This window comes from Streptomyces sp. NBC_01384 (assembly GCF_045040035.1).
GTDB lineage: Bacteria > Actinomycetota > Actinomycetes > Streptomycetales > Streptomycetaceae > Streptomyces.
In genome coordinates this window covers 5,309,640-5,324,756 of record NZ_CP109559.1, presented here as the reverse complement: position 1 = coordinate 5,324,756, position 15,117 = coordinate 5,309,640, and the positions used below count along the sequence as shown (strand labels likewise).

At 72.6% G+C, this 15,117-nt stretch carries 13 protein-coding genes; 7 read left to right on the top strand and 6 right to left on the bottom strand.

The annotated features are described in order from the left end of the window. Positions 1-22 precede the first annotated feature (22 nt). Positions 23-1,108, bottom strand: coding sequence for a hypothetical protein (locus OG747_RS24605; protein WP_405881501.1), 1,086 nt, complete (start codon positions 1,106-1,108; stop codon positions 23-25). Positions 1,109-1,252: 144 nt separating this feature from the next. Between OG747_RS24605 and OG747_RS24600 the strand changes: the two genes are divergently transcribed. Both OG747_RS24600 and OG747_RS24595 read left to right on the top strand, forming a co-directional pair. Further along, a complete protein-coding gene (locus OG747_RS24600) occupies positions 1,253-3,901 on the top strand; it encodes a helicase-associated domain-containing protein (protein ID WP_405881500.1) in 2,649 nt (882 codons plus the stop codon). 76 nt (positions 3,902-3,977) lie between these two features. Continuing rightward, positions 3,978-5,651 (top strand): DNA repair helicase XPB, encoded by a 1,674-nt coding sequence (locus OG747_RS24595; protein ID WP_405881499.1) that lies wholly within the window; start codon positions 3,978-3,980, stop codon positions 5,649-5,651. On the opposite strand, the gene OG747_RS24590 is transcribed toward OG747_RS24595, so the two are convergent. After that, positions 5,579-6,646 carry a glycosyltransferase 87 family protein gene (locus tag OG747_RS24590; RefSeq protein WP_405885654.1) on the bottom strand — a complete coding sequence of 356 codons (1,068 nt, stop codon included), beginning with the start codon at positions 6,644-6,646 and terminating at the stop codon, positions 5,579-5,581. The two genes, OG747_RS24595 and OG747_RS24590, sit on opposite strands and share 73 nt — an antisense overlap. Before the next feature lie 230 nt (positions 6,647-6,876). Continuing rightward, positions 6,877-7,068, bottom strand: a complete 192-nt coding sequence (locus OG747_RS24585) for a hypothetical protein (protein WP_405881498.1) — start codon at positions 7,066-7,068, stop codon at positions 6,877-6,879. A 347-nt stretch (positions 7,069-7,415) separates the two neighbouring features. On the opposite strand from OG747_RS24585, the gene OG747_RS24580 reads away from it, so the two are divergent. After that, the gene (locus OG747_RS24580; RefSeq protein WP_405881497.1) at positions 7,416-9,542 is read left to right on the top strand and encodes a HelD family protein; all 2,127 of its coding nucleotides are present in this window, start codon (positions 7,416-7,418) and stop codon (positions 9,540-9,542) included. A gap of 62 nt (positions 9,543-9,604) precedes the next feature. On the opposite strand, the gene OG747_RS24575 is transcribed toward OG747_RS24580, so the two are convergent. Further along, the gene (locus OG747_RS24575; RefSeq protein ID WP_405881496.1) at positions 9,605-10,309 is read right to left on the bottom strand and encodes a copper homeostasis protein CutC; all 705 of its coding nucleotides are present in this window, start codon (positions 10,307-10,309) and stop codon (positions 9,605-9,607) included. Positions 10,310-10,499: 190 nt separating this feature from the next. On the opposite strand from OG747_RS24575, the gene OG747_RS24570 reads away from it, so the two are divergent. Together OG747_RS24570 and OG747_RS24565 are read left to right on the top strand one after the other, a co-directional pair. After that, the gene (locus OG747_RS24570) at positions 10,500-11,192 is read left to right on the top strand and encodes a hypothetical protein (protein WP_405881495.1); all 693 of its coding nucleotides are present in this window, start codon (positions 10,500-10,502) and stop codon (positions 11,190-11,192) included. 63 nt (positions 11,193-11,255) lie between these two features. Further along, positions 11,256-12,380 carry a GNAT family N-acetyltransferase gene (locus OG747_RS24565; protein WP_405881494.1) on the top strand — a complete coding sequence of 375 codons (1,125 nt, stop codon included), beginning with the start codon at positions 11,256-11,258 and terminating at the stop codon, positions 12,378-12,380. On the opposite strand, the gene OG747_RS24560 is transcribed toward OG747_RS24565, so the two are convergent. After that, positions 12,370-12,636: a DUF4031 domain-containing protein gene (locus OG747_RS24560; protein WP_405881493.1), complete on the bottom strand. Its 267-nt coding sequence runs from the start codon at positions 12,634-12,636 to the stop codon at positions 12,370-12,372. The two genes, OG747_RS24565 and OG747_RS24560, sit on opposite strands and share 11 nt — an antisense overlap. Then, a complete protein-coding gene (locus OG747_RS24555; RefSeq protein WP_405881492.1) occupies positions 12,633-13,043 on the bottom strand; it encodes a hypothetical protein in 411 nt (136 codons plus the stop codon). The genes OG747_RS24560 and OG747_RS24555 overlap by 4 nt, the downstream gene beginning before the upstream one ends. Positions 13,044-13,098: 55 nt before the next feature. Between OG747_RS24555 and OG747_RS24550 the strand changes: the two genes are divergently transcribed. Both OG747_RS24550 and murQ read left to right on the top strand, forming a co-directional pair. After that, the gene (locus tag OG747_RS24550; protein WP_405881491.1) at positions 13,099-14,022 is read left to right on the top strand and encodes a MurR/RpiR family transcriptional regulator; all 924 of its coding nucleotides are present in this window, start codon (positions 13,099-13,101) and stop codon (positions 14,020-14,022) included. A 154-nt stretch (positions 14,023-14,176) separates the two neighbouring features. Then, on the top strand, positions 14,177-15,112 hold the full coding sequence (gene murQ, locus OG747_RS24545) for an N-acetylmuramic acid 6-phosphate etherase (RefSeq protein WP_405881490.1): 936 nt from the start codon (positions 14,177-14,179) through the stop codon (positions 15,110-15,112). Positions 15,113-15,117 lie beyond the last annotated feature (5 nt).

The following is a 15,117-nucleotide window of genomic DNA, read 5'->3' as shown; positions in this document are numbered from 1 at the left end:
GGCGGCGGCGGTCCGGGGGTGCTCAGCGGCGGCGCTGGGAGCGCCAGACCAGGTACAGCGCCGAGGCCACGGCCGCGCCGCGGACCACCCACGGCCAGGTTTCCGTCATCGCCTCGTTCATGTGGCCCTTGGCGATCGGCTCGCCCCAGCGGCCGTTCGAACGGCCCCACAGCCAGACCAGGCCGGCCGCCACGACCAGGCCGGGCATGCCGAGGACGGCCCACTTCGACTCGGTGGGGCTCAGCCGGCGTGAGGCCCAGGCGATGAGCCAGCCGAGACCGAGGGCCAACCAGTTGCCGAGGGCGGCGCCGACGACGAGGAGGACGGCGGCGAGCAGGAGGAGGGGGTTGCTCCAGTTGCCGGGGCGGGGGAGACGGCGACGGGGCGCCGCGCCGGCCTGGGTGTCATCGGCGGGGGCGGCTTTCTCCACCTTGGACGGCTTGGATGTTCTGGACGACTTCGACGGCCTGGATACCTTGGTCGGCTTCTGCGGCTTCTGCGGCTTCCGGCTCGCTTCCCCGGCGGGATCTTCCGCGCCCTCGTCCCCCTCCTCGTCCGCGTCCGCCTCCTCGTCCGCGTGCTTCGACGGCGGCTTGAGCAGTTCGGGGATCTCCACGCCCCCGACGAAGCCCGGGACGCTGTCCACGAGCCCGAACGGGCTGCTGTCCGTGCGCCACCAGTCCGGTTGCGCGGAGCTGTCGCCCAGTTCGTGGGCGCTCGCGAGGTGGGGCGGGGCGGGGCCGTCGTCGGCGACGGCTTTCGGTTCCGCCGGGCGCGGCCTCGGGACGACTCGGCGCAGGCCCCTGGGGCGGTCCTCCCGCTCACCGGCGCGCTGGGTGGGGACTGCGGCGGCCCAGGAGCCGGTGCCGGCCTCGGGAGCGCCCTGGCGGGCGGCGGTGACGATCTCGTCCGGGGTGCCGAGACGGGAGAGGATGCGGCGGACGGCGACCGGGCTGTCGACGGGGGTCTTCGCCCTGCTTCGGTCGATTTCGTTGCGCAACTCCGACACGAGTCGCATGCGGGTGACCGAGGGCAGCTGGCGCTGCTGGGCCAGGTCGCCGACGCGGCTCAGGTAGTCGAATACGAGCTGGTCGCTCTCAATCCCCACGAAGTCCCCTCCGAGGCGCGCGCGTTGAATACCCCGTGGCCACGACCGTACCGCGTCAGACCCCGCATCGGCCTGAACGGCCTCGTCCTCAAACGCCGGACGGGGTAGGGGCGGCGGGGGCGAGAAACCACTACCGTTGAGCGGATGAGCACAGAGGAGCACCCCACGCCGGACCGAACCCCGGACCCCGCCCCGCCGGGAACCGCTCCGCGCTCGCTCGCGGAAGCCCTCCGCGCCCGGGACGACACCTCCCTGTCGGCCCTCCTCCGCACCCGCCCGGACCTCATCACCCCCGTCCCCACCGACCTCACCCAGCTCGCCACCCGCGCAGGCACCCGCGCCTCGGTGGTCCGCGCCCTGGAGCGCCTGGACCGTTTCGCGCTGCAAACCGCGGAAGCGCTGGCCGTGGCGTCGGACCCGGCGACGTACGACGAACTGCTCGGGCTGCTGGCGGGCGACGACGGCGACCCGGCGGTCACGGCGGCGTTCCCACGCGCCCTGGGGACGCTCCGCGAGCAGGCCCTGGTGTGGGGCACCGACGACCGCCTCCACCTCGTCCGCACCGCGCGCGAACTGCTCGCGCCGTCCCCGCAGCACCCGTCCCCCACCGGCCTGGGGCCGACCGTCGCCGAAGCCACCGCCGGTATGTCACCCGGACGCATCCAGGAAATCGTGGCCGCGGCCGGACTGCCGACCACGCACGACTCCGTCTCCGCCGTCACCTCGCTCACCGGGCTGTTCACCGACCGTGCGCGGATGTCGGCGCTCCTCGGCACCGCCCCCGCCGAGTCGCCGGACGTGCTGTCCCGGCTGGTGTGGGGGCCGCCCTACGGCCAGGTCACCGCCGACCCGGCCCGCCATCTGCGCTGGCTGATCGACCGCGGGCTGCTGCTCCCGACGGCACCCGGCACGGTCGTACTGCCCCGGGAGGTGGCCCTGCACCTGCGGGCAGGCCGCGCGCACCGGGCGGCGGAGCCCGTGGCACCGGCGGTCGAGGCCGCGCGGTCACACCGTCCACAGGTTGTGGACGCCGCGGCGGCCGGCCAGGCGTACACCGCCCTGGCGACCATCGAGGAACTGCTCAAGGACTGGCACGAGGGTGGGCCGGCCGTGCTGCGCGCGGGCGGCCTCAGCGTGCGGGATCTGAAGCGGACCGCCGTGGCGCTCGATGTCGCGGAGCCGGTGGCCGCGTTCTGGGTCGAGCTCGCCTACGCGGCGGGGCTGCTGGCCTCGGACGGGGAAGCCGATGAGCGGTACGCGGCCACCCCCGCCTACGACGAGTGGCTGGAACTGCCCCCCGCCGAGCGGTGGGCCCATCTCGCCTCGGCGTGGCTGGCCGCGACCCGTACGGCGGGTCTGATCGGCGGGCGGGACACGAAGGACCGTACGTTGTCGGCGCTGGGGCCCGGCCTGGACCGCTCCGCGGCCCCCGAGGTCCGCCATCGCGTCCTCACCCTCCTCGCCGCGCTCCCCGAGGGCTCCTCCGCCACCCCGGACTCGGTCCTCGCCCGCCTCCAGTGGGAGCGCCCGCTGCGAGGGCCCCAGTCCGCCACCGCCACCGACGATCTGCGCACCCGGCTCGCCCGGTGGACGCTGTCCGAGGCGGAGCTGCTGGGAGTCACCGGCCGGGGCGCGCTGTCGGCGCAGGGGCGGGCGCTGCTGGGGCTCCCGTCGGTGGCCGTCGAGGACGCCGAGACACGGCGCTCCGCCTCCCCCGCCGGCCCCGTCGGCCCCTCCGGCCCTGTCGGTCCCGGTGACAAGCTCCCCGCCCACAAACACCACCGCCCCACTCCCGAAGTCCTCCACGCCCCCTCCGAGACCCCGCGCTCCCCCGCCGAGCAGGCCGCTGCCGCCGCCCACGCCGCCCGGCTCCTCGCCCCGCTCCTGCCCGAGCCCCTGAACCACGTCCTCCTCCAGGCGGACCTGACCGCCGTCGCGCCCGGTCCCCTGGAGCGCCCCCTCGCCGACACGCTCGGCGTGCTCGCGGACGTCGAGTCGAAGGGCGGGGCGACGGTCTACCGCTTCACCCCGGGGTCGGTACGGCGGGCCCTGGACGCGGGCCGGTCGGCCTCCGACCTGCACGCGTTCCTCGCGGCCCACTCCCGCACGCCCGTCCCGCAGCCGCTCGCCTATCTGATCGACGACGTGGCCCGTAAGCACGGCCATCTGCGGATCGGGGCGGCCTCGGCGTACGTCCGCTGCGACGACGACGCCCTGCTGAGCGAGATCCTCGCCGACAAGCGCTCACAAGGGCTGCGGCTGCGACGCCTCGCACCCACCGTGCTCGCCGCGCAGGCCGACCCGGCCACCCTCCTGGAGGGCTTGCGCTCCATGGGCTTCGCACCCACCGCCGAGTCCGCGGAGGGTGATGTGCTGATCACCCGCGCCCACGCCCACCGCACCCCGCCGCGCACCGCACCCGCGCCCGTCCCGGAAGGACCGCCGGTGCCCGACGCCACCCTCCTCGGCGCCGCGATCCGCGCCATCCGCGCCGGAGACCTGGCCTCCACGACCCCGCGCAAGGCCGCCCCCGCCGACGCGCCGGGCAACGGCGAGCTGCCGCGCACAAGCTCCGCCGAGACCCTCGCCACCATGCAGGCCGCCGTCATGACCGGCGAGGCGGTGTGGATCGGGTACGTGAACGCCGAGGGCGCCGCCAGCCAGCGTGTGATCGCCCCGATCCGGGTGGAGGGCGGCTTTGTGACGGCGTACGACCACACGGCGGACGAAGTCCGCACGTACCCGCTGCACCGCGTCACCGGGGTCGCGGAACTGGCGGACGACCAGCCGTGATCACCGCCCCTTGAGGCACACTGGACGTTTGGCCGGTCATCCGCGCGGGGGTGACGGCACGCAGAAAGGGACGGGTGTGAACGGACCCCTCATCGTCCAGAGCGACAAGACACTGCTCCTGGAGGTCGACCACGAGCTGGCCGACGCCTGCCGTCGGGCCATCGCGCCGTTCGCGGAGCTGGAGCGGGCGCCCGAGCACATCCACACCTACCGGGTGACGCCGCTCGGGCTGTGGAACGCGCGGGCCGCGGGCCACGACGCCGAGCAGGTCGTCGACGCGCTCGTGGAGTACAGCCGCTACCCCGTGCCGCACGCCCTGCTCGTCGACATCGCCGAGACCATGGACCGCTACGGCCGGCTGACGCTCTCCAAGCACCCGGCCCACGGGCTGGTCCTGACCACCACCGACCGGCCCGTCCTGGAGGAGATCCTGCGGTCGAAGCGGATCATCCCGCTCGTCGGCGCCCGGATCGACCCGGACACCGTGGCCGTGCACCCCTCCGAGCGCGGGCAGATCAAGCAGACGCTGCTGAGGCTGGGCTGGCCGGCCGAGGACCTCGCCGGGTACGTCGACGGGGAGGCGCACCCGATCGAGCTGGCGGAGGACGGCTGGGCGCTGCGGCCGTACCAGAAGCAGGCCGTGGAGAACTTCTGGCACGGCGGGTCGGGTGTCGTCGTACTCCCTTGCGGTGCCGGTAAGACGCTCGTCGGGGCCGGGTCCATGGCGCAGGCCAAGGCCACCACCCTCATCCTCGTCACGAACACCGTCTCGGCCCGGCAGTGGAAGCACGAGCTGGTGAAGCGAACCTCGCTGACCGAGGACGAGATCGGCGAGTACAGCGGGACGAGGAAGGAGATCCGCCCGGTCACCATCGCCACCTACCAGGTGCTGACGACGAAGCGGAAGGGCATCTACCCGCACCTCGAACTCTTCGACTCCCGCGACTGGGGGCTCATCGTCTACGACGAGGTGCATCTGCTGCCCGCGCCCGTCTTCAAGTTCACGGCCGATCTGCAGGCGCGGCGGCGGCTGGGCCTGACCGCGACCCTGGTCCGCGAGGACGGGCGCGAGTCGGACGTCTTCTCGCTCATCGGGCCCAAGCGGTTCGACGCGCCCTGGAAGGAGATCGAGGCGCAGGGGTACATCGCGCCCGCCGACTGTGTCGAGGTCCGGGTCAACCTCACCGACTCCGAGCGGCTCGCGTACGCCACCGCCGAGACCGAGGAGAAGTACCGCTTCTGTGCGACGACCGCGACCAAGCGGAAGGTGACCGAGGCGCTGGTACGGAAGTTCGCGGGGCAGCAGATCCTGGTCATCGGCCAGTACATCGACCAACTCGACGAGTTGGGCGAGCACCTGAACGCGCCCGTCATCAAGGGTGAGACGAGCAACGCGCAGCGCGAGAAGCTGTTCGACGCCTTCAGGGAGGGCGAGATCAGCGTGCTCGTCGTGTCGAAGGTCGCCAACTTCTCCATCGACCTGCCGGAGGCGACCGTCGCCATCCAGGTCTCGGGCACCTTCGGCTCGCGCCAGGAGGAGGCCCAGCGCCTCGGCCGCGTCCTGCGCCCGAAGGCCGACGGCCACCAGGCGCACTTCTACTCCGTCGTCGCCCGCGACACCATCGACCAGGACTTCGCCGCCCATCGGCAGCGGTTCCTGGCGGAGCAGGGGTACGCCTACCGGATCGTCGACGCGGACGAGTTGCTGGCCGGGGCCGAGACGGAGACCGAGACCGAGACCGACAGCTGAGCGAGCAGAAGCAGCCCCAGTAGGGGGTACGGCGCGGCCAACGGCTGTTGCCACCAGGGGAGGTGAAGGTCCAGATCTCCCTGGTGCGGGATCAGCCAGAGGGTGCGGGCCGCGAAGACCGCGGTGACGGCGGCGGCCGGGCGCAGGCCGCGTTCGGCGTACAGCACGGCGATCAGCGGGACGCACCACACCCAGTGGTGCGACCAGCTGATGGGGGAGATCAGGAGGGCCGTGAGGGCGGTGACGAGGATGCCTCCACGGTCGTCGTACGCCGTACACGTGCGGGCCAGCCAGAGGCCGGCGCACCCGACGGCCACGGCCGGCAGCGCCCAGGCGAGGCCCGGCGACGGATCGCCCAGCGCACGGGCGATCAGTCCCTGGAGCGACTGGTTGTCGACGATCCACGCCTTGCCGACGCGGTCGGTCTCGTAGAGCCGTCGGGTCCAGAAGTCGACGCTCGCGGCGGGGAGGACGAGTGATCCCAGCACCACCGTCCCGGCGAAGGTGGCCGTGGCGGTGGTCGCTTCCCGCCTGCGGCCCGTGAGCAGCAGGTAGCCGATGAAGAGGGCGGGGGTCAGTTTCATCCCGGCCGCGATGCCCAGCGCGATGCCCTTGCCGGGGGCGCCGGGCGGCCGCGTCAGGTCCCAGAGGATCAGGCAGGCGACGGCGAGGTTGACCTGACCGAAGAGGACGGTCTGGAAGACGGGTTCGAGCCAGAGGGCGAGCGCGGTGGCGGCGCAGACGGCAGGAAGCCGGACGGGGAGACCCGCGAGGCGTCCGGAGAGCCGGACGAGGACGGCCAGCAGGGCCACGTTCCCGGCGACGAAGGTCACCTTGAGGGCGGTCGGCGGGAGCCAGGCGGTCGGTACGAAGAGAAGCGCGGCGAAGGGCGGGTACGTGGCGGGCAGGTGCCACCGGGTGACGGTGAACCCGTAGAGATCCGTGCCGCGGACGACGGCCGCGCCCTCGGCCCGGTAGACGAGCACGTCGGCCATGGGGGCACGCTGGAGAACACACAGCGCGGCGAAGGCGGCGAGGGAGATGGCGAGGGCGGTGGCGAGCAGGGCGGTCGCGATGGTCGGCGAGCGGAAGGACGCTGCCGGTCGACTGGCGTCAACTTCGCTGAGCGATCGGGGAAACACGTTCCGTTGAAACACGGAGTGACCCTAGTGCGGGGGCAGTTCGCCCCGGCGTACGGCTCACCGCCGTGACTACGACATCCAGCTCATCGCCGGTGCACGCCCGCCTCCTCCCCGTACTCGCCGAGGAGCACCACGCCGAGGGCCGCGCCCGCGAAGACCTTGACGGCGCGCAGGGCGTCGCCGAGGCGGTGGTGGTGGTGGCCGGAGGAGTAGGCGGTCGCGCCATGGGCGGGACCGGGCTGGACAGGGCCTGGGGTGAAGGTTGCTGCGCTCATGTATCCATGATGAAATGCGCGCCTCCTGATGGCGTCGGCCTATGGACCGAACCTCGGCGGCCTTCTCGTACGCCTGTAGGCCTCTCCGCGTACGCCTCACGACGGACGGCGACCCCTAGGGATACGGGGGTCGCACCCCTGATGCCGCGAAAAACGGTTGGCCCGGACCTCCTCCCCTGACCTAGAATCTCCGCTCTTGCCCGCCTCCCTCGACGGAGTGCCGCTGCCCGGACGGAAACCGGACGGCATCCAGGAATCACCCAGAAATCAGCCAGGGATTCCCCAAGGACTCCCCAGGGATTCCCCGACGGAATCACTTACGCAGCAGGTCCCCGGAGGCAGCCCCCGTGTCCACCCCGTCCGCCGACCCCCATGACGCCCACGACCCCCTCTCCCGCGAGCGATCCCATCTCGGCGAGTCCCGCGCGGCACTGCGCGCGATGCGCGAGGACGTGGAGAACCTCGACATCAGCGACGTCACCGCGAACTGGGTGAACGCCGCGGTGCTCCAGCACCAGATCGACGAGCGCATCAAGGCCCTCGCCGACCTCAGCCACACCCCGCTGTTCTTCGGCCGCCTCGACTACCTGCACGCGCCCGGCGCCGACAAGGCGGAGGGCGCGGAGGGATCAGAAAGGCGCGAAGCGCATTCCCTGCAAGGGCGGCGGCGGGAGACGGGCGAGCGGTTCTACATCGGGCGGCGGCATGTGCACGACGCCGAGGGCGACCCGATGGTCATCGACTGGCGCGCGCCGGTGTCGCAGCCGTTCTACCGGGCCTCGAAGAAGGACCCGATGGACGTCGGGCTGCGCCGCCGCTTCGGATACACCGGCGGCGACCTGACCGCGTACGAGGACGAGCACCTGTCCGATCCCTCCGAGGCCGCGGCCACCAGCAAGCTGCTCCAGCGGGAGATCGAGCGCCCGCGCGTCGGCCCGATGCGCGACATCGTGGCGACCATCCAGCCGGAGCAGGACGAGATCGTACGAGCGGGGCTGGCGGGCTCCGTCTGTGTGCAGGGCGGTCCCGGCACCGGGAAGACCGCTGTCGGTCTGCACCGCGTCGCCTACCTCCTCTACGCGCACCGGGAGCGGCTGGCCCGCACCGGCACACTGGTCATCGGGCCGAACAAGTCCTTCCTGCACTACATCGAGCAGGTGCTGCCCGCGCTGGGCGAGCTGGAGGTCAAGCAGGCGACGGTCGACGACCTGGTCGCGCATGTGGAGGTGCGCGGGACGGACGACGCGAGCGCCGCCGTCATCAAGGGCGACGCCCGGATGGCCGAGGTGCTGCGCAGGGCCGTCCGCTCGCACGTGACGCTGCCGACCGAGCAGGTCGTGGTCGTGCGCGGCTCGCGGCGCTGGCGCGTACCGGCGTACGACCTGGAGGAGATCGTCCGGGAGTTGCTGGACCGCGACATCCGGTACGGCGCCGCCCGCGAGGCTCTTCCGCAGCGGATCGCGCACGCCGTGCTGGTCCAGATGGAGCGCTCGGGCGAGGCCCCGGACGACCGGGTGCAGGACGCCGTCGCCCGCAACACCGCCGTGAAGGCCGCGGTGAAGGAGATCTGGCCGCCGGTCGAGCCCGCCAAGCTGGTCCTGCGGCTGCTCACCGACGCCGACTTCCTCGCCGTCCACGCGGAGGGGCTCCTCGACGGGGACGAGCAGAAGGAGATCCTCTGGGCGCTGCCTGGATCCGGGAAGAGGGCGGTACGGTCCGTCAAGACCGCCAAGTGGTCGGCTGCCGACGCCGTGTTGATCGACGAGGCCACCGATCTGGTCCAGCGCACGCACTCCCTCGGGCACGTGGTGCTCGACGAGGCGCAGGATCTGTCGCCGATGCAGTACCGGGCGGTGGGGCGGCGCTGTACGACGGGTTCGGCGACGGTGCTGGGGGATCTCGCGCAGGGCACGACCCCTTGGGCGACGCGGAGTTGGGACGAGGCGCTCGCCCATCTCGGCAAGGGGGAAGCCGTCGTCGAGGAGCTGACGGCGGGCTTCCGCGTCCCCACCGACGTCATCGGCTACGCCTCCCGGCTGCTGCCGCACATCGCGCCGGGCCTCACGCCGGTGGCGTCGGTCCGTGAGAACCCGGGCTTCTTCGAGGTGCGCCCGACCACCGCCGACGAGGAGGTCGTGAGCGCCTGCGAGGAGTCGCTGCGGCACGAGGGCTCGATCGGGCTCATCGCCGCCGACGCCCGCGTCCCGGCACTCGCCGAGGCGCTGACGGCGAGGGGTCTGACGTACCTGGGCCCGGGCGAGGAGACGACGGCCGAGACGCGCCTCACGCTCGTCCCCGCCTCCCTCGCCAAGGGCCTCGAGTACGACTACGTGGTCCTGGACGAGCCGCAGGCCGTGGTCGACGGCGAACCGGACGAGCGGACCGGCCTGCGCCGCCTGTACGTGGCGCTTACGCGAGCGGTCTCGGGCCTGATCGTGACCCACGCGGCGCCGCTGCCGCCGCAATTGAGCTAGAAGCCAGACCGTAAGGGACTTCAGGGTGGCGGTGGCGGCGTTCACGACACGGACGTCGGCCGCTACGCGTCTACGGCCTCCCGCCACTCCCGTACCGCCTCCACCGCCACCGGCGCGTCCCAGCCGCCCGGCCGGGACGCGCCGCCGATGTGAAAGGCGTCGATCCCCGCGGCCCTCAGCCGAGGAACGTGATCGAGACGCAGCCCGCCCCCCACCATGATCCGCGGCTCGTAACCGGGTTCATCGCGGCGGGCGGCCTCGGCGAGGAGGGTCGGGACACCGTCGTCCACGCTGTCCGGCGAACCCGCCGTGAGATACGCGTCCAGGCCCGGCAGGTCCGCGAGCTGCTTGCGCAGGGAGTCGCGGTCGGCGGCGCGGTCGATCGCGCGGTGGAACGTCCAGGGGCAGCCGTCCAGTTCGGCGACGACCCGCTCCACGGCGGACAGGTCGGGGCCGCCGTGCTCGTCGAGGAACCCGAGCACGAACTCGTCCGCTCCCGCGGCCCGCATCTCCCCCGCGACCCGTACGAGCGCGTCGACGTCCTTGGCGCCGCCCGCCGCGAAGCCGCCCGCCCGCCTCAGCATCACGCGCAGCGAGATGTCGACGGCGGCGCGGATCCCGACGAAGGTCTCCACCGCCGGGGTGAGCCCGTCGGCGGCTATGTCGGTGACCAGCTCCAGCCGGTCGGCGCCACCGGCCTGGGCGGCGATCGCGTCCTCCACGCCGAGGGCGATCACCTCCAGGAGGGCACGCTTGCGCTCGCTCATAGGACCTCTTCCTCTGGGGCGGCTACAGGTCTAGTCCAATCCCAGCCTACGCCGGGGCGGCGACCGCCGCGAGAAGGCCTTGTTCTTCTGCGTTCGCTGATGCCTCGTTCAACATCTCGTTCAACAGTCAACAGCAGCCCCGGCAGCTCAGGGTCCCTTGCCGACGGAGCCCTGGCGGGAGAATCAGCACATGCCCGACCTCGACCTGCTGCGCACCCGCTGGACCCGTGCCCTGGAAGGGGCCCGCCCCCTCGGCGGCCCCGAACCGGCCCCGTACGCCGACAACCTCCTCGCCCGCTGGCAGGAGCCGCGGCGCCGGTACCACACCCTCGCGCACCTCACCGCGGTCCTCGACCACATCGACGTACTGGAGAAGTACGCGGACGACCCCGACCTGGTCCGCCTCGCCGCCTGGTTCCACGACGCCGTCTACCTCCCCGACCGCTCCGAGAACGAGGAGCGCTCCGCCCGCCTCGCCGAGCGAGCCCTCCCTGAGGCGGGGGTGCCGGAAGAAGGGACGGCGGAGGTCGGCCGCCTCGTCCGCCTCACCGTCACCCACGCCCCGGCCGACGGCGACCGCAACGGCCAGGTCCTCTGCGACGCCGACCTGGCGATCCTCGCCTCACCCCCGGACACGTACGCCGCCTACGCCGCCGCCGTCCGCGAGGAGTACGCCTTCGTCCCGGACGCGGCCTTCCGCGAGGGCCGGGCAGCCGTCCTGCGCCAACTTCTCGACCTGCCAGTGCTGTTCAGGACGCCGTACGGAACACGGGAGTGGGAGGAGCGGGCCCGGGAGAACATCCGGCGCGAGCTTGCCGACCTCGGCCATGACGGTGACGAGCATGGGGGCGGCCACGGAGGTCAAGTAGGCCAAGCAGGGTAAGCAGGACAAGCAGGGCGACAATCCAGTACGTACACGAACCCGACCGCGCCTATCCTCACCCGCATGCGAGACATGGGTGGCGATCAGGTGGCGGAAGCCGTCGCGGGGGCCGTGGCGCTGCTGCGGACGGCGACCGGGCGGGACTGGGAGGGTGTCAGGGCGGGCCGTCTGGAGTGGAGCTGCCGGAAGACGGCCGAGCACATCGCCGACGATCTCATCGCGTACGCGGGGCAGTTGGCCGGGCGGGCCACCACCGGGTACGTCCCCTTCGAGATCGCGTTCGAGGACGGTACCGACAACGCGGGCGTCGTCGACGTGATCGAGACGACCGGCGCCCTGCTCGCCGCCGCCGTGCGCACCGCACCGCGCGAGGTGCGCGCCTTCCACCCGTTCCCGTTCCGCAGTGCGAACCGTGAGGGCTTCGCCGCGATGGGCATCACCGAAGTGCTGCTGCACACGCATGACATCGCCGAGGGACTGGGGCTGGCCTACGAGCCGCCCGCCGACCTCTGTGCGGACGTCCTCTCCCGGATCTTTCCGCATGTCCGGCCCGGGGCCGCCCCCTGGCCCACCCTCCTGTGGGCGACCGGTCGCGGCAAGCTGCCGGGGCGCGCCCCGCTCACCGAGTGGCACTGGAGCAACAACCTGGTCATCGAGGCCGAACGGCTCACGCTCCAAGGGGTCACCCCGGCGGCCGCCGCCGATCTGTGCGCGGGCGGCACCGGCGGCTTCGAGTGGATCGAGGGCGGCCCCTTCGCGGGCACGCGGGACGCCGCCGGGATGATCGTGAAGGCGTACGAGAGCGGGGTGCACCGCCCGGAGTGGGGCGTGTTCGTGCTGGTACGGACCGAGGACGGCCGCGCGGTCGGCGCCATGGGCTTCCATGGCACCCCCGACGAGGAGGGCCGCGTGGAAGTCGGCTACGACCTCGCCGAGAACGCCCGCGGCAACGGCTACGCGACCGAGGCCCTGCGTGCCCTCTCCGCCTGGGCCCTCGCCCGCGACGACCTCAGCCTCCTCTTCGCGGCCATAGAGCGGACCAACACCCCTTCCCAGCGGGTCGTCGCACGCGCCGGGTTCACACGGGTGAGCGAGGACGAGGAGCAGTACGCGTACGAACTGCGCGGGCTGGACCCGTCCCTGCGGCTGTACGCCCGTACGGACGGTCCAGGGGTACTCAGCGGCTGACGTGCTTGCGTCGGCGCAGCCCCGCCCCGTACAGCAGCCGCACCACCTCGCGGCTGCTGACCTGCACCGCTCCGGCGCGTACGGCGTCCTCGTAGCGGTGGGAGGGTATGTCGTAGTGGTCGCGCTCGAAGGCGCGCGGCGGGACGCCCAAGTCCGCCGCGAACGCGTGCAGTTCGTCGTACGACACATCGCTGACCAGATGGGACCACAGCCGCCCGTGCCCCGGCCAGGCGGGCGGATCGATGTAGACCGTCACGAGGACGGGGTCCCGCCGGTCGCCGAACCCAGCAACCCCACCGACGCGACCCTCACGCCCGCCTTGTGGCAGACCCAGTGCGGGTCGGGCCCCAACTCGGGCTCGACGTCGAGGGCGTGCGGGTCGCCCGAGCCGCAGACGGGGCACAGCGGCCACCGCCCGTACCGCTCCAGCAGCGCGTCCTGTACGTCCTGGGCGACGAGCCCCGCGACATAGCCGACGCCCTCCGGCCACTGCTCGACCCACCAGCGGCGCTGCACCACCGAGTCCTCGACGAGCGAGACGACGTCCGCCTCGGCGACCTCGCCCGCGACGAGATCGGCGAGGACGAGGGCACGGGCGGCGTGCAACGCCTGCTCCAGGGGACTGATGGGGTTGCTGTGGGAGGGGTGGGATGGGGAGGCCATGTTCCCATTGTGCGCACCCTTGACCGCATACCCCAGCAGAAAATATCTTTCAAGAGTGACCCGAGAAGTGAAGGAAATTTTCGCCGGTGAGGCTCCGCCCGCTCCCGCCGCCCTCGCGGCCAAGGTGCGGACGCTGGCCCCGTCGATGACCCGCTCCATGCGGCGGGTCGCCGAGGCCGTCGCCGGTGACCCGGCCGGCTGCGCGGCCCTCACGGTCACCGGTCTCGCCGAACTCACCGGCACCAGCGAGGCGACGGTCGTACGCACCGCCCGTCTGCTGGGCTACCCCGGCTACCGCGACCTACGCCTGGCGCTCGCGGGCCTCGCCGCCCAGCAGCAGTCGGGCCGCGCCCCCGCCGTCACGGCGGACATCGCGGTCGACGACCCCATCGCCGACGTGGTCGCCAAGCTCGCGTACGACGAGCAGCAGACCCTCGCCGACACCGCGGCCGGGCTCGACACGGTCCAGCTCGGCGCGGCCGTCACCGCGCTCGCCGCCGCCCGCCGCATCGACATCTACGGCGTCGGCGCCTCCGGCCTGGTCGCCCAGGACCTCGCCCAGAAGCTGCTGCGCATAGGTCTGATAGCCCACCCGCACAGCGACCCGCACCTCGCCGTCACCAACGCGGTGCAGCTGCGCGCCAAGGACGTGGCGATCGCGATCACCCACTCCGGCTCGACGGGAGACGTCATCGAGCCACTGCGGGTCGCCTTCGAGCGCGGGGCGACGACGGTCGCGATCACCGGCCGCCCGAACGGGCCCGTCACGCAGTACGCCGACCACATCCTCACCACCTCGACGGCCCGCGAGAGCGAGTTGCGTCCCGCGGCGATGTCGTCACGTACGAGCCAGTTGCTGGTGGTGGACTGTCTGTTCGTGGGGGTCGCCCAGCGGACGTACGAGACGGCGGCGCCGGCGCTGTCCGCGTCGTACGAGGCGCTGGCGCACCGGCACAGTCCTCGGGGGCGGATGCGCTAGCGCTCCGCTGGAAGCCTGCAAAAACTGGATGCCGTCGTAACGCCGCGGGCCCGTTGTGGCTGGTCGCGCCCACGCGGCGGAGCCGCATATGTTCGCAGCCCCGCGCCCCTGAAGGGGCGCCTCACCACCCTGCACCGGAAAGAGCCGCGCCTTCATGACCCCCCCATCCAACTACCGTGATCTGCGCGCCGAGTTGGAGGCGCTGACCACCGAGGCGTTCCGTCCCGAGCTCGCCGAGATCGACCGGCTGTCCACGCTGGAGATCGCGAAGATCATGAACTCGGAGGACGCGACCGTGCCGACGGCGGTCGCGAGCCAGCTCCCCCGTATCGCCGCCGCGATCGACGCCATCGCGGAGCGCATGTCCCGCGGCGGCCGGCTGATCTACGCCGGCGCGGGCACCGCGGGCCGCCTCGGTGTCCTGGACGCCTCCGAGTGCCCGCCCACCTTCAACACCGACCCGGCGGAGGTCGTGGGCCTGATCGCGGGCGGCCCCAGCGCGATGATCACCTCGGTCGAGGGCGCCGAGGATTCGACGGAGCTGGCGGCGGCCGACCTGGAGGCGCTCGCCCTGACCTCCGACGACACGGTGGTCGGTGTCTCCGCCTCCGGCCGTACCCCGTACGCCGTCGGCGCGGTCGCACACGCCCGCGCGCGCGGCGCGTTGACGATCGGCCTGTCCTGCAACGCGCACAGCGCGCTGGCCGCGGCGGCCGAGCACGGCATCGAGATCGTCGTCGGCCCGGAGCTGCTGACGGGTTCCACCCGTCTCAAGGCGGGCACGGCCCAGAAACTCGTGCTCAACATGCTGTCGACGATCACGATGATCCGGCTCGGCAAGACGTACGGGAACCTGATGGTCGACGTCCGCGCCTCCAACGAGAAGCTACGGGCCCGTTCCCGCCGTATCGTCGCCCTCGCGACCGGCGCGTCGGACGAGGAGATCGAACAGGCCCTCGCCGCCACGGACGGCGAGGTGAAGAACGCCATCCTCACCATCCTCGGCGGGGTGGACGGGCCCACGGCCGCCCGCCTTCTGGAGGAGAGCGACGGCCATCTGCGCGCGGCGCTCGCCGCGGTGCCCCGCTGACCAGC

What these genes read in the sequence shown, in the direction of transcription:
- OG747_RS24600 (WP_405881500.1), top strand. Translation starts at nt 1,253, where the DNA reads ATGAGCACAGAGGAGCACCCCACGCCGGACCGAACCCCGGACCCCGCC.
- OG747_RS24590 (WP_405885654.1), bottom strand. Translation starts at nt 6,646, where the DNA reads ATGGCCGACGTGCTCGTCTACCGGGCCGAGGGCGCGGCCGTCGTCCGC.
- OG747_RS24585 (WP_405881498.1), bottom strand. Translation starts at nt 7,068, where the DNA reads ATGAGCGCAGCAACCTTCACCCCAGGCCCTGTCCAGCCCGGTCCCGCC.
- OG747_RS24575 (WP_405881496.1), bottom strand. Translation starts at nt 10,309, where the DNA reads ATGAGCGAGCGCAAGCGTGCCCTCCTGGAGGTGATCGCCCTCGGCGTG.
- OG747_RS24570 (WP_405881495.1), top strand. Translation starts at nt 10,500, where the DNA reads ATGCCCGACCTCGACCTGCTGCGCACCCGCTGGACCCGTGCCCTGGAA.
- OG747_RS24565 (WP_405881494.1), top strand. Translation starts at nt 11,256, where the DNA reads ATGCGAGACATGGGTGGCGATCAGGTGGCGGAAGCCGTCGCGGGGGCC.
- OG747_RS24555 (WP_405881492.1), bottom strand. Translation starts at nt 13,043, where the DNA reads ATGGCCTCCCCATCCCACCCCTCCCACAGCAACCCCATCAGTCCCCTG.
- murQ (WP_405881490.1), top strand. Translation starts at nt 14,177, where the DNA reads ATGACCCCCCCATCCAACTACCGTGATCTGCGCGCCGAGTTGGAGGCG.